This is a genomic window from Micromonospora parastrephiae, from assembly GCF_016802865.1.
Taxonomy (GTDB): domain Bacteria; phylum Actinomycetota; class Actinomycetes; order Mycobacteriales; family Micromonosporaceae; genus Micromonospora; species Micromonospora parastrephiae.
Genome location: NZ_JAEVHM010000047.1, coordinates 1 through 13414 on the forward strand (window position 1 = coordinate 1; position 13414 = coordinate 13414).

Genomic DNA, 13414 nt, shown 5'->3' on the forward strand with positions numbered 1-13414 from the left:
GGGCCGCACGCCTGATCACCGTTCAGCCAACCGCGCCAACACCTGCGATGCCAACTCTGCCACCGGCAGCTCACCATCTAGCACCACCGTGTCAGCCGGGTCGGCTCGCCCGGCCGGTCCGGCGTGGCGGCGTCGGCGGACAGGTCCGGCAGGGCGGAACCCATCCGGCGGCGTAGGGTGGCCAGCGCCCGGGACGCCTGGCTCTTCACCGTGCCCGGCGAGATGTCCAACATCGCCGCGGTCTGCGCCTCCGACATGTCCTCGTAGTAGCGCAGCACCAGCACCGCCCGCTGCCGGGCAGGCAGCTCCCTGAGGTGCCGCCAGAGCAGGTCGCGGTCCAGTTGTTGCTCGATCTCGTCGACGCCGGCCCGTTCGGGCAGCACCTCGGTGGGACGCTCACCGTGCCAGCGCCGCCGCCACCAACTCGTCGACGTGTTGACCATCACCCGCCGGGCGTACGGCTCGACCGCCTCGATCCCACCGAGCCGCTTCCACGCCAGGTAGGTCTTGGTGAGCGCCGTCTGGAGCAGATCCTCGGCCGTGGCCCAGTCACCGGCGAGCAGGTACGCGGTGCGCAGCAGCGCGGCGGAGCGAGCCGCGACGAACTCGCGAAACTCCTCCTCCAACGAGTCTCTGCTCGCCACCGCCCACCTCCCGCCACCCGGCCGTTCTGGCAGAGTGCCACGTCAGGAGCGGTCTGGTCCATGACGAAAGGTGCGCACTTTCTCCGATGTTCGGACGAAAACTTTCACGCCCCGTCGTCGGCCTTGGCCTCGTCGGCCTCCTTGCCCAGCCGAGCCTCCACCGCCTGCGGCTCGTACATCTCTTCCACCACGCGCAGGTAGAGCTCGTTCGGGTTGGGCAGGTTCTTGATCTCCCGTAGGGCCTGCTCCTGGCCGGCGGACTCCAGCACGAAGGTGCCGTAGTTGAGCGCGCGACCGGTCGGCGTCTGCTCGTACTTCATGTCGGTGACCCGGACCAGCGGCATCATGGCCACCTTGCGGGTGACGATGCCGTTGACCACCATGACCCGCTTGTTGGTCAGGATGAACCGGTCATACCACCAGTCGGCGACCTTCCAGGCCACCCAGCCCATCACCGCGAACCAGAGCAGCACGGCGATGGTCGTCAACGCGCCCACGTTCTGCCCGGCGAGGAAGCCGGAGAGGTAGCCGAGCACGAAGGTCGCCGCGACGCCGATCAGCAGCGGGTTGGTGAGGTGGATCCAGTGCCGCTTCCACTCACCCCGGTAGCGCTCGGTGGGGAAGAGGTACCGGGCGACCAGCGAGCTGGGCTCGTCCTCCAGCGGCAGCACCCGCCGAGGGGTCGCGCCGGTCGCGTCGGCGCGCAACCCGGCCAGCTCGTCCTCGGAGATCTGCGGCGGCTGGTAGCCGGCCTCCGGATCACGGATCCAGGCCCGGCCGGGACGACCCTCGCCGGCATAGCCCGGCCCGTCGCCATAGCCGACGTCGTCCGATAGGGACGGACCGTCGGAAAGGCCGGGGCCGGCACCGTAGCCCGGGCCGTCATCGGGCCCGACCCGCGGTATCGGCTCGGTGTCACGCTCGCGACGTTCCCGGTCGGGGTCGTCCGGGTCGAAGGGTGGACCGGAGGGGCTACCCATCGGCGGCTAGGCGACGAGGCTGGTGAAGAAGTCGCCGAATCCCTGGGCGATATCCACGATGCCACCGCCGAGCGACTTGAACACATCCGCCGCAGAGTTTGGCCGGTAGGCGACGAAGAAGATCAAGAATGCGATTCCGGCCCAGGTGAGGACCTTCTTGACCATGGCGGGCCATCCTCTCGCGCGGCGCCGGGTCCCATTACCGCAGCGGCACCCAGAGTATCAGTGTGGTGTCGTACAGTGAATATCTGCGTCCGTTCTCCGTCAATCAGGGAGGGTTGTCAAGCCCTACCTGATAGGTACGGAGACGGTGCGCCGTACACGAGCTCGGGTGGAGTCCACTCGGTCAGGTCGTGCAGCACGACATCTTCCGCGAGCAGGTGTCCCGCACTCGCCGGCCAGGCTATCGCATGCAGCCACATTCCCCGAGCCTCGCCGGCGTACGCGCTTCGATCCGTGGGTGAATTCACAACCACAGTGGAGTTGGGTGCCCGCCGACCCTGATCCTGGCCTGCCCGACATGCTCCGGATGGCCCGGCCCGGGGTCGGTGAGCGCATCGGCCAACTGCGGTCCCGGGTCCGGTCCGGACAGGCCGGCCAGCCGCGTACCCAGGCCGACGCCCGGCTCCTCGGCCACGAAGACCAGGTCCGCCGGGCCCCCGCCGAGCGGTGCCGGACCCGCGCAGGCCACGGCGGTCGCCCGCACACCGGTCCGCTCGTCCCCGGCGTACGCCACGCCGGTGAGGGTCCAGCCGGGCGGCAGCGGCCACGGGCACCAGAGCGGCGTCACCGGCGGATCCGCGGTCGCGGTGATGCGGTCCACCACGCTCGCCACGATCTCCGCTCCGATGTGCTCGGGCACGTGCAGCGGCGGGACCGGCCCGCAGCCCAGGCACCTCGACTCGGTGTGCATCAGATCCGGCGCCCGTACCGGGCCCCCGCATCTCGGACAACTCACCGCGACACTCACATCCCCACCGTCGCCCCGGACCGCCGGCACGTCAAGCCGGACCGTCCGATTCGGCGTTCGGACGGGGTCGGTCCGGCGGCGGACCGGCATGGGTACGGATCCACGCGTGCATGGCGATCCCGCTGGCCACGCCCGCGTTGATCGACCTCGTGGAGCCGTACTGGGCGATGGAGTAGAGCTGGTCGCACGCCGCGCGGGCCGGTTCGGAGAGACCGGGCCCCTCCTGGCCGAACAGCAGCACGCAGTCCCGCGGCAGGCTGCCGGTCTCCAGCGGGAGGGAGCCGGGCAGGTTGTCGATACCGAACACAGGCAGCCGCCGTCCGGCCGCCCAGTCGACGAACTCCTCGATCGTCTCGTGGTGACGGACGTGCTGGTAGCGATCGGTCACCATCGCGCCACGCCGGTTCCACCGTCGACGTCCGACGATGTGCACCTCGGCGGCGTTGAAGGCGTTGGCGTTGCGGACCACGGTGCCGATGTTGAAGTCGTGCTGCCAGTTCTCGATGGCGACGTGGAAGCCGTGCCGGTGCCGGTCGAGGTCGGCGACGATCGCCTCGTGTCGCCAGTAGCGGTAGCGGTCGACCACGTTGCGCCGGTCGCCCTCGGCCAACAACTGCGGGTCGTAGCGTGGGTCGTCCGGCGGGTCCCCCGGCCAGGGGCCCACGCCCACCTCAAGCTGGTCGTCGGTCACGGTCACCAGAGGGTACGGACCACTGCGGCGCCCACCGCGACGGCCCGCCGATTTCAGCCCAACCCGAGCGCGCCGCCGAGCCGGTCCAGGAAACGTCGGTCAGCGGGGCTGGTCGGCTGCCCGGCGGGGCTGGGCGCCGCCCGGCAGACCCGGGCCGCGATCGACTGCACCCACTGGCGGTACGCGGCCGAGTCGGCGGGGTCGGCGCGTCGATGCAGGACCCGGACCGCCGCCCGGCACGCGGCCAGCAGGTCCACCAGGTCGGTGAGCCGCTCGCTGGTCCGCGGGGTGCCGTCGTGGCGGGCGTAGATCGCGGCGACGACCGCACGGACGAGGTCGCTGTCGAACACCCGCCCGGCGGCCAGCGCGTCCAGGCCGGCGAGACCTGCCATGACCCCCCGCTCGGGACGACCCGGCCCGGGGGCGGTGGCGGCCACGAGGACCCGACCGGGCAGGCTGGTGAGCAGGTCCCACTCGGCGGCGGAGTAGACGGCGGTGGTCAAGGGTGCGGCGCGGCGGCCGGCAGAGGGCGGCTCTCCGGCGACGGAGTGGCTCATCGGAACCTCCGGCGCCAGCATATGCCCCGAAACGGACCAGGGCCGCCACCCCAGCAGAACCTGATGCGGGAAGAAGCCCCTGGTCCGGCGGCCTGCGGCGCGCCGCGTGCGCTCAGCGCGGCGCGGGAAAGCTGGGCCGCTCCGGGTCCACTCCGTCGGGGACGGCGCTGGCCGCGTACTCCCGCTTGGGGACCATGACCTTGCGGCGGAAGACGCAGACCATGGTGCCGTCCTGGTTGTAACCGCGGGTCTCCACCGACACCACGCCCCGGTCGGGCTTGGAGCCGGACTCGCGCTTGTCCAGCACCGTGGTCTCGCCGTAGATGGTGTCGCCGTGGAAGGTGGGCGCCACGTGCCGCAGCGACTCGACCTCCAGGTTGGCGATCGCCTTGCCGCTGACGTCCGGCACGGACATGCCGAGCAGCAGGGAGTAGATGTAGTTGCCGACCACGACGTTGCGCTCGAACTGGCTGGCCGTCTCGGCGTAGTGCGCGTCCATGTGCAGCGGGTGGTGGTTCATGGTGAGCAGGCAGAAGAGGTGGTCGTCGTACTCGGTGACGGTCTTGCCCGGCCAGTGCCGGTAGACCGCGCCGACCTCGAACTCCTCGTAGTAGCGGCCGAACTGCATCCTGGTCCCCTTCGACGGGCGGCGATGGAGTTCGGCACAGCATGCCTTACCGGTGGTTAAGGCGATCGGCGGGGCGCGGCCACGGCGGAATGTCACGCCGGTCACTCGCAAGGGGGGAGACGCAATGAGCGGCGGGGCCCTCCCCGGCACCCGCCGCCCACGCTCTGATGTGAGGAATTCTGCCCTACGGCGGCGTAGGTCCGACAGAGATCGAGGTCACATTTATCTTTTTGTAACACTACTCTCCGTGACGAAACACGAGTTGATCAGCGATCTCCGCAGGCCGGATACGTCCTCGTCAGGCGTCAAGTTACCGATTCGTAGCGCTCAATCGGGTGGATCTCCCTGGAAACGCTCCCATCACCGCAGGTCACGCAAGTGCGTCGTGCACTTGCGTTCCGCACGGCGGGACGGACAGACGCGGATCGATGACCCGGCGGACCCGCCGAGCAGCCCCGGGCACGTTTCGTGGCCCCGACGCCCGGGAATTCGATACGGTCAGCCCTGGTTCTACGGGACGTAGACAAACCGCGGTGATCGGAGAGTGCAATGGCAACCGTTGAGCTGACCTCGGCGAACTTCGACGAGGTGACCGGCAACGACGGCATCGTCCTGGTCGACTTCTGGGCCGACTGGTGTGGTCCGTGTAAGCGGTTCGCCCCGGTCTACGAGCGCTCCTCGGAGAAGCACCAGAACATCGTCTTCGGCAAGGTCGACACCGAGGCGCAGCAGGAGCTGGGTGCCAAGTTCGACATCCGGTCGATCCCGACCATCATGGCGATCCGCGACGGCGTCATCGTCTTCGCTCAGCCGGGCGCCCTTCCCGAGTCCGCCCTGGAGAACCTGATCGAGCAGGTCGAGGCACTGGACATGGACGACGTCCGCAAGCAGCTGGCCGAACACAACCACTGAGCCGTCCGCGCGACGGCAAGCGAGGCCGGGCCCGATCGGGGCCCGGCCTTCGTCGTACCCGGGCACCCTCGCATGATCACCGTCCCGGGCAGGCGGAACTGGCCGTCGGTGGGAACCTGCGCGGCCGGTACATCCCGTATCGTCACGACCCGATGGAGAACCTGACCACCCGCGGGCGCGCGACCCGGCTGGGCGCGACCGCACTCGGTCTCGTCCTGCTGCTGGTCGGCACCCTGTGGGGCAGCGACGACGACTTTCCGTTCGGCCCGTTCCGGATGTACTCGACCTCGAACCCGCCGAACGCACCCGCCCCCGACACGCGTGTGGAGGGGGTGAACACCTCCGGCGCCGTGATCGACCTCGACCAGAACGCCACCGGCATCCGCCGCGCCGAGATCGAGGGACAGCAGGCCCGGTACGCCGCCGACCCGACACTGCTCACCGAGGTCGCCGACGCGTACGCCGAACGCCACCCCGACGCCGACCCGCTGGTGGAGGTCCGCATCGTCATCCGGTGGCACGACATCCGCGCCGGCCGGCCGACCGGCCAGCACACCGACGAGACCGTGGTCCGCTGGCAGGCCCCCCGATGAGCCGCTGGTTGACCGAGGCGGTGCCGCGAGGCCGCATCGCCGCGTTCCGGACCGTGATCTACCTCTTCGTCGCCGCCGACCTGGTGGTCTTCACCCCCTGGGTACGCACACGGGCCAGTGTGCCGGGCGAGCTGTACCAACCACTGCTGATCGGCCGCCTGCTCCCCCTGCCGACACCGACACCCACGATGGTCGCGGTGATCTTCTGGGCGCTGCTGCTGCTCACCCTGCTCGCCGCGACGGCCGGGCACCCCGGCTGCTCGGTTGGGCGGTCTGCGCGCTGTACCTGGAGTGGATGATCATCGCGATGAGCTACGGAAAGGTCGACCACGACCGATTCGGACTGCTCGTCGCCCTGGCCGTCCTACCGACCGCCGGCCGCGCCCGGCACGGCGACGCCAGCCGCACCGAGGCCGGGGGCTGGGCCCTGCGCGTCACCCAGATCGCGGTGATCTGCACGTACTTCCTGGCCGCCTGGGCCAAGCTCCGCTTCGGCGGGTTGGACTGGCTGACCGGCTCGGTGCTGGCCCGCGCGATCATCCGGCGCGGCACCGACCTGGCGGACCTCATCGCCCAGGTGCCGTACCTGTTGATCGTCGCCCAGTTCGGCATCGTGGCCTTCGAGCTGTTCAGCCCGGTGGTCTTCCTGCTGCCGGCCCGGTGGCGGCTGGCCATGGTCGGCTTCTTCTACTCGTTCCATGTGGTCACCATCGCGACCATCACCATCTCGTTCGCACCGCACCTGGCCGCGATGACCAGCTTCCTGCCGCTGGAGCGGGTCCGTCCGCTGGTCTGGGCCCGCCGGCTCGCCGGCCGGGAGCCGCCCGCGTCAGCGACGGACGCCCCGGTGCACGCCGAAGCTCCGGTAGCGGCTGACGAGGGCCCGGCGTCGCGTGGCGATCAGGCGCCGGTGGTCGGACGACCAGCCGGGCCGTAGAGCCGTTCCCGGGCCTCCTGGGGCAGCGAGCAGGCCGCCGTGCCGCCCGGGAGGCGGTGCCGGTTGCGCGCCACCCAGCGGTACACGGGCCAGGCCACCGCGCGGGCCGGAGGAAACCGCAGGCCCGCCCCGGCGACCCGCCACAGCGGGTTGCTCGCGCCGAGCAGCTTCGCGATGGCGTCCGGCCCGGCGGCACGGGCGCCGTCCCCGCCGACCCACTGCACGGCCTCCTCGCACTCGGCGACCGTGAGGCCGAGCGCGTCGAGGTCGGCGAACTGCCAGGGCACCACGCGCGCGGTGGTGGGGATCCGGCGTTCGATGAACTCCGCACAGGTCGTGCAGAACGCGCAGTCCCCGTCGTAGACGAAGGTCGACGTCTCCATGCGTCCATCCTCCCCCGCCGGACCGCTGATCGGTCACGGGTGTCCGGCGGGTCACTTGCGCCGATCTCGTACACGTGTTCGAATAGTGGCCATGCGCTGGGACAACCTCACCGCTCCCCCGGTCGAGGGAGACCCCGAGCGGGCAGCGCCAGCGACGCCACCCCTGCCGCTGGCGCTGCCCGGCGCCATCACCCGCACGTTCGACACCCCCGAGTTCGCCGGGATGACCTTCTACGAGGTGCAGGCCAAGTCCATCCTCAACCGGGTGCCCGGGCAGTCCCGCGTCCCCTTCGGATGGACGATCAACCCGTACCGGGGCTGCTCTCATGCTTGTGTGTACTGCCTGGGCGCGGACACCCCGATCCTGATGGCGGACGGTCGCACGAGGCCGATCAGCGAACTGGAGCCGGGCGACCGCATCTACGGGACCGAACGACGCGGTGCCTACCGCCGATACGTGATCACCACCGTCCTGGACAAGTGGTCCACGGTGAAGCCGGCCTACCGGGTCGCCCTGGAGGACGGCACGACCCTCATCGCCAGCGGGGATCACCGGTTCCTCTCTGAACGTGGCTGGAAGTACGTCGCCGGGGCCAGGCAAGGCAACGACCGACGCCCCTACCTGACCACCAACAACCGCCTGATCGGCACCGGTCGTTTCACCGTCGGGCCCAAGGAGTCACCCGACTACCGCCGGGGCTACCTCTGCGGCCTGACCCGCGGAGATGCGCCCGATGACGAGGCGTTGAGCCGCAGTGAGCGGTACCTCGCCCTCGAAGGGGTGAAAACGCAGCGCTTCAATTTCACCCCGGCGGGTCCCACGCGGCGTGCGGTGGCGGCCATCCGAACCTCTGAGCAGGGGGACATCCCGGCGATCACCGAGCTCGTTCGTCGGCCGGTCGAGCCCAGCGACGAGTGGCTGCTTGGCTTCCTGGCCGGCATCTTCGACGCGGAGGGCAGTTGCAGCAGAGGCGTCCTGCGCATCAGCGACAGCGACGACGCCATCCTCGACCAGACGACGGCGGCACTGCGCCATTTCGGGTTCGCCTGCCTGCGAGAAGACCGCGGCCTACCCAACCGGGTGCGGGAGATCAGGCTGGCCGGGGGTCCAGCCGCCCGGCTCCGGTTCTTTCACCTGACCGATCCGGCCATCACGCGGAAGCGGTCGATCGAGGGCGCCGCGCTGACGCATCAGACCGCGCTCAGGGTGGTGGGCGTCCAGTCGCTCGGGCTGGAGCTGCCACTGTGGGACATCACCACCGGCACCGGCGACTTCATCGCCGACGGAGTCGTCAGCCACAACTGCTTCGCCCGTAACACGCACACCTACCTCGATCTCGACGCCGGGGCGGACTTCGACCGGAAGGTGATCGTCAAGGTCAACGCCGGCGAGCTGGCCCGGCGCGAGCTGGCCGCGCCGAGGTGGCGGGGCGCGCACGTGGCGATGGGCACCAACGTGGACTGCTACCAACGCGCCGAGGGGCGCTACCGGCTGATGCCGCAGATCATCGCGGCGTTACGCGACTTCGCCAACCCGTTCTCGATCCTCACGAAGGGCACCCTGATCCTGCGGGACCTGCCGTTGCTGCGCGAGGCCGCCGAGGTCACCACCGTCGGCATCTCCTACTCGGTGGGCTTCGTCGACGAGCAGCTGTGGCGTGCCGTCGAGCCGGGCACGCCGCACCCGCGCCGCCGCCTGGACGCGGTCCGGGCGCTCGCCGACGCCGGCTTCTCCGTCGGGGTGCTGATGGCCCCGATCCTCCCCGGGCTGAGCGACGGCGACGAGTCCATCGACGCGACGGTGTCGGCGATCGCCGCCGCAGGGGCCACCAGCGTGACCCCGCTCGCCCTGCACCTGCGTCCCGGTGCCCGGGAGTGGTACGCGCACTGGCTCGCCCGGGAGTATCCGCACCTGGTGCCCCGCTACCGCGAGCTGTACCGGGCCGGCGCGTACGCCCCGCAGGCGTACCAGCGGGAGCTGACCGCTCGGGTGCGCATCGCCGCTCGCCGGCACGGGCTGCACCGCGGCGAACGGGGTGACAACCGCCAACTGCCCGAGCCACCGCCACCGCCCCCCTCCGAGCAGCTGACCCTGCTGTAGCCGGAGGGCGGCGTTACAGTCGGCGGGTGCGTACCGCTCAGCAGATCCTCGCCGACTCCGCCGTGATCGCCGTCGTGGGCGCGTCCCGCGACCCCAGCAAGGCCGCGCACGGTGTGCCGTTGCAGATGCAGCGGTACGGCTGGCGGATCATCCCGGTCAACCCGAGCGTCGACGAGTTGTTCGGCGAGCGGGCGTACCCGACGCTTGCTGACATCCCGCACCCGGTCGACCTGGTCGACGTGTTCCGGCCGGCGGCGGACGCCGTGCAGGTGGTCCGCGACGCGGTGGCGATCGGCGCCCCTGCGGTCTGGCTGCAACTGGGCATCGTCTCGGCCGAGGCGCGGCGGATCGCCGAGGAGGCCGGCATGGACTACGTGGAGGACCGCTGCCTCATCGTGGAACGCGCCGCCGCCGGCCTGACCCGCCTCCGGTAGGCGACACGCCCACCCCGCACGGTCGATCATGGACTTGTGGTGCCGGGTTCACGGTGTTTCGCGGCACTCATCCCCACCACAACTCCATGATCGACGCGACGGCCGGAGGTGGCGGACGTGGCGGAGTGGCGGGGGTTAGAGCTTGTACTCCTTGAGCAGGCCGCGGGAGATGATGGTCTTCTGGATCTCCGAGGTGCCCTCGCCGATGAGCAGGAACGGGGCCTCCCGCATCAGCCGCTCGATCTCGTACTCCTTGGAGTAGCCGTAGCCGCCGTGGATGCGGAACGCCTCCTGGACGACCTCGGCGCAGTACTCGGAGGCGAGCAGCTTGGCCATCCCGGCCTCGACGTCGTTGCGCTGACCGGCGTCCTTGAGCCGGGCGGCGTTGACCATGAGGGCGTGCGCGGCCTCGATCTTCGTGCCCATCTCGGCGAGCTTGAAGGCGATCGCCTGGTGCCTGGCCAGCGGCTGGCCGAAGGTCTTGCGCTGCTGGGCGTAAGCGACGGCCAGCTCGAAGGCGCGGATGGAGATGCCGCAGGCGCGGGCGGCGACGTTGACGCGGCCCACCTCGATGCCGTCCATCATCTGATAGAAGCCGCGGCCCACCTTGTCAGCGCCGCCGAGGATCGCGGAGTCGGGCACGGTCACGCCGTCGAGCACCATCTCGGTGGTCTCGACGCCCTTGTAGCCCATCTTTTCGATCTTGCCGGGGATGGTGAGGCCGGGCGCGGTCTCGCCGAAGCCCGGCTCCTTCTCCAGCAGGAAGGTGCTCATGTTGCCGTACACCGAGTCGGCGCCGGTGTCGGTCTTGACCAGGGTGGCCACCACCGCGGAGTACGCCCCGTTGGTGAGCCACATCTTCTGTCCGTTGAGCACGTAGCGGTCGCCGTCGCGGACCGCGCGGGACTTGATCGCCGACACGTCGGAACCGGTCTCCGGCTCGGACATCGAGAAGGCGCCGCGCACCTCGCCGGTGGCCATCTTCGGCAACAGGCGGGCCTTCTGCTCGGCGGAGCCGTGCTGGGAGATCAGGTACGCCACGATGAAGTGGGTGTTGACGATGCCGGAGATCGACATCCAGCCCCGGGAGAGCTGCTCCACCACCAGCGCGTAGGTGAGCAACGACTCGCCCAGCCCGCCGTACTCCTCGTCGATGGTGAGGCCGAACAGTCCCATCTCGCGCATCCCGTCGAGGATGTCGGTGGGGTACTCGTCGGCGTGCTCCAGTCGCTGGGCGTGCGGGATGATCTCCTTGTCGGCGAACTCCCGGACGGTCTCCAGGATCGATCGCTGCACATCGGTCAGGCCGGGCGTCTGGGCTAGTCGGGCCATCTCAGCCTCCGGGGATCAGCGCACTACTCGTGGGTAACTGAACGCTGGCTCAGTATCGGTGTCCGGAGCCGACGAGGCCAAGGTGACCAGTCCACACAACCGCTGTGAAAAGGTTCACCGCTACGGGTAGCGTCCGGCAGGAGGGACCTTTCCGACGCCGGCAGGAGGAGGACAGCCGTGAGCTACCCGCCGCCGTCGGGACCGCCGGGGGACGAGCCGCCACCGTCACCCTACGAGCCACCCCGGGACCAGTCGCCGTACGCGCCGGGCCAGCCGTCCTTCGAGCCGCCGCCGGAGCGCTCGCCGTACGGGCCGCCGGCGGACGAACCGTCGCCGTACGGACAGCCGGGGCCACACCAGGCAGGACACTGGGGCCAGCAACCGCCGTACGCCCCGCAGGGCCCCTACGGCCAGTACGGCCCACCGTCGGTCGGCCCGGGTCGAGGCACCAACGTGTTGGCGATCCTGTCGCTGGTGTTCGCCTTCGTGTTTCCTCCGGCCGCGCCGTCCTCGGTCACGTGGCCAAGCGGCAGATCCGCACCAGCGGCGAGGAGGGTGACCAGCTCGCCACCTGGGGGCTGATCCTCGGGTACGTGTTCACCGGGCTCACCCTGCTGGCCTGCTGCGGCTGGCTGGCCCTGCTGATCATCGGCAACACCGGCGACAGCGGCGGCTACTGACCCGCCGCGCCGGTCAGCGGAAGCGGGCCTCCCGGACGCTGTTACCGCCGTCCACCACCAGCATCTGCCCGGTGATGTACGAGGCGGCCGGCGAGCAGAGGAAGCTGATCGCCGCGGCGACCTCGTCCGGAGTGCCCGGCCGACCCACCGGTGTGCCCAGCCCCTGCTTGATCTCGGCCATCGTGGACGCCGCGGTGTAGATGGTGCCGGGCGCCACCGCGTTGACGGTCACCCCGTCGGCGATCATCTCCATGGCCAGCGCCCGGGTCAGCCCGACCACCCCGGCCTTCGCCGCCGCGTACGCGGCCTCGGTGGGCAGCGCGTTGACCGGGCCGGCCGTGGCCGACAGGTTGACGATCCGACCCCAACCCCGCTCTGCCATCCCGCCGATGAACGCCCGGCTGCACAGGAACGCGGTGTTCAGGTTGCGGTCGATCTCGCCGCGCCACTCGTCGTAGGTCAACTGCGCGACCGGCCGCAGCACCTCCGGACTGGCCCGGCTCGCCAGGCCGGCGTTGTTGACCAGCACCTCCACGTCGCCCAACTGCTCGGCGACGGCGTCCGCCAGAGCGCCGACCTCGGACTCGTCGGTGAGGTCCGCGACGAAGCCGGTCACGCCGAGCTCGCCGGCCCGATCGTGGATGCGCCGCGTGGTGGAGACGATGGCCACGCGGGCGCCCAGGTCGGCGAGACGGCGGGCCGTCGCGTACCCGATGCCGTCCGCGCTGCCCGCCCCCGTCACCAGGGCGACCCGCCCGTCGAGCCGCATTGTCACCGGGTCGGCGAGCGCGACCGGCTCGTCGGGACCGGGACCGCCGGCCGGCGTGGCCGCACGGGCGCGTCGCGCCATGCCGGGGCGGCTGACGTCCCGTCTCGGTCGGCTGCCGGAGCGGTCCGCGGCGCGCGCGTCTATTGCCATGCCAGGGATCCTGCCCGTTGCGACCGGCCCGGGCAACGCGGCACCCGGTAGCGGGGGCGTCGTGTCTACCCGACTCTGGCTACCCTGACGGCGCACCCCGACCTGACGGAGAGTTCGCATGACCAATCCCCCACCGCCCGGCGCTGGACCGATCCGACCTGGTCGGCCCAGCCGTCCAGCCCACCGCCGGATCCGACCCTCGTGGCCGGTCAGCCGGTGCCCGCCCAACCCGGGCCGCGGACCCGTACGCGCCGGTCGACCCGTACGCGGGCGCGCAGCCGCCACCGGGCCCGCCGGTGCCGGGCTACGCCCCGCCCGGTTATCCCGCGCCCGGGTACGCCCCGCCGGGCTATCCGCCGCAGTACTCCGGTTACGGCTACCCGCCGCCGAAGACCAACGGGATGGCCATCGCCGCGCTGGTGTTGGCCCTGGCCGGCTTCGCGTCCTGCATCACCGCGCCGGTCGGCGCGATCCTCGGGCACGTGGCTCAGAAGCAGATCCGGCTCAGTGGTGAGGGCGGCGCGGGGATGGCGAAGGCGGCCATCATCATCGGCTGGATCCTCACCGGGCTGCTGGTTCTGCTCATCATCTTCTACGTCGTGGTGATCGTTTTCGCCATCACGACGGGTGCCAGCAGCGACAGCACCTACTGA

At 70.6% G+C, this 13414-nt stretch carries 14 protein-coding genes and 3 pseudogenes; 7 read left to right on the forward strand and 10 right to left on the reverse strand.

Annotated elements, in window-relative coordinates; genetic code table 11:
• Nucleotides 1-77 precede the first annotated feature (77 nt).
• The 7 genes and pseudogenes from JNW91_RS12535 to JNW91_RS12565 all read right to left on the reverse strand — a co-directional run bounded on the left by JNW91_RS12535 (nucleotide 78) and on the right by JNW91_RS12565 (nucleotide 4470).
• Nucleotides 78-644 (reverse strand): SigE family RNA polymerase sigma factor, encoded by a 567-nt coding sequence (locus JNW91_RS12535; protein ID WP_309244336.1) that lies wholly within the window; start codon nucleotides 642-644, stop codon nucleotides 78-80.
• A gap of 104 nt (nucleotides 645-748) precedes the next feature.
• Nucleotides 749-1624 carry a PH domain-containing protein gene (locus JNW91_RS12540; RefSeq protein WP_203175020.1) on the reverse strand — a complete coding sequence of 292 codons (876 nt, stop codon included), beginning with the start codon at nucleotides 1622-1624 and terminating at the stop codon, nucleotides 749-751.
• Nucleotides 1625-1630: 6 nt separating this feature from the next.
• Complete coding sequence (locus JNW91_RS12545) at nucleotides 1631-1789, reverse strand: hypothetical protein (RefSeq protein WP_165942702.1); 159 nt, start codon at nucleotides 1787-1789, stop codon at nucleotides 1631-1633.
• Between the two features lie 116 nt (nucleotides 1790-1905).
• Nucleotides 1906-2684, reverse strand: a pseudogene (locus JNW91_RS33935) (DUF6758 family protein).
• Nucleotides 2626-3285 carry a TrmH family RNA methyltransferase gene (locus tag JNW91_RS12555; protein ID WP_203175021.1) on the reverse strand — a complete coding sequence of 220 codons (660 nt, stop codon included), beginning with the start codon at nucleotides 3283-3285 and terminating at the stop codon, nucleotides 2626-2628. Before JNW91_RS12555 ends, JNW91_RS33935 begins: the two are co-directional and overlap by 59 nt.
• Before the next feature lie 53 nt (nucleotides 3286-3338).
• Nucleotides 3339-3863 (reverse strand): hypothetical protein, encoded by a 525-nt coding sequence (locus JNW91_RS12560; RefSeq protein WP_203175022.1) that lies wholly within the window; start codon nucleotides 3861-3863, stop codon nucleotides 3339-3341.
• A gap of 91 nt (nucleotides 3864-3954) precedes the next feature.
• Entirely contained in the window at nucleotides 3955-4470 is a 516-nt protein-coding gene (locus JNW91_RS12565; protein WP_203175023.1) for a MaoC family dehydratase, read from the reverse strand.
• Between the two features lie 549 nt (nucleotides 4471-5019).
• On the opposite strand from JNW91_RS12565, the gene trxA reads away from it, so the two are divergent.
• The 3 genes and pseudogenes from trxA (at nucleotide 5020) to JNW91_RS12580 (ending at nucleotide 6912) form a co-directional block, all read left to right on the forward strand.
• On the forward strand, nucleotides 5020-5382 hold the full coding sequence (gene trxA / locus JNW91_RS12570) for a thioredoxin (RefSeq protein WP_030329190.1): 363 nt from the start codon (nucleotides 5020-5022) through the stop codon (nucleotides 5380-5382).
• 152 nt (nucleotides 5383-5534) lie between these two features.
• Nucleotides 5535-5975, forward strand: coding sequence for a hypothetical protein (locus JNW91_RS12575; protein WP_203175024.1), 441 nt, complete (start codon nucleotides 5535-5537; stop codon nucleotides 5973-5975).
• Nucleotides 5972-6912 (forward strand): annotated as a pseudogene (locus JNW91_RS12580) (MFS transporter permease). Before JNW91_RS12575 ends, JNW91_RS12580 begins: the two are co-directional and overlap by 4 nt.
• Here the strand turns inward: JNW91_RS12580 and JNW91_RS12585 are convergent.
• Entirely contained in the window at nucleotides 6876-7295 is a 420-nt protein-coding gene (locus JNW91_RS12585) for a thiol-disulfide oxidoreductase DCC family protein (protein ID WP_203175025.1), read from the reverse strand. The pseudogene JNW91_RS12580 and the gene JNW91_RS12585 sit on opposite strands and share 37 nt — an antisense overlap.
• Nucleotides 7296-7386: 91 nt before the next feature.
• Here JNW91_RS12585 and JNW91_RS12590 point away from each other — a divergent pair, with 91 nt between their 5' ends.
• Entirely contained in the window at nucleotides 7387-9396 is a 2010-nt protein-coding gene (locus JNW91_RS12590; RefSeq protein WP_203175026.1) for an intein-containing Rv2578c family radical SAM protein, read from the forward strand.
• Between the two features lie 26 nt (nucleotides 9397-9422).
• Entirely contained in the window at nucleotides 9423-9830 is a 408-nt protein-coding gene (locus tag JNW91_RS12595) for a CoA-binding protein (RefSeq protein ID WP_203175027.1), read from the forward strand.
• 135 nt (nucleotides 9831-9965) lie between these two features.
• Here JNW91_RS12595 and JNW91_RS12600 read toward each other — a convergent pair whose 3' ends face one another.
• Nucleotides 9966-11162: an acyl-CoA dehydrogenase family protein gene (locus JNW91_RS12600; RefSeq protein ID WP_203175028.1), complete on the reverse strand. Its 1197-nt coding sequence runs from the start codon at nucleotides 11160-11162 to the stop codon at nucleotides 9966-9968.
• A 177-nt stretch (nucleotides 11163-11339) separates the two neighbouring features.
• On the opposite strand from JNW91_RS12600, the pseudogene JNW91_RS32200 reads away from it, so the two are divergent.
• A pseudogene (locus JNW91_RS32200) lies at nucleotides 11340-11842 on the forward strand (DUF4190 domain-containing protein).
• 13 nt (nucleotides 11843-11855) lie between these two features.
• Here JNW91_RS32200 and JNW91_RS12610 read toward each other — a convergent pair.
• Nucleotides 11856-12692 carry an SDR family NAD(P)-dependent oxidoreductase gene (locus tag JNW91_RS12610; RefSeq protein ID WP_203175046.1) on the reverse strand — a complete coding sequence of 279 codons (837 nt, stop codon included), beginning with the start codon at nucleotides 12690-12692 and terminating at the stop codon, nucleotides 11856-11858.
• A 365-nt stretch (nucleotides 12693-13057) separates the two neighbouring features.
• Between JNW91_RS12610 and JNW91_RS32205 the strand changes: the two genes are divergently transcribed.
• On the forward strand, nucleotides 13058-13414 hold the full coding sequence (locus JNW91_RS32205; RefSeq protein ID WP_309244337.1) for a DUF4190 domain-containing protein: 357 nt from the start codon (nucleotides 13058-13060) through the stop codon (nucleotides 13412-13414).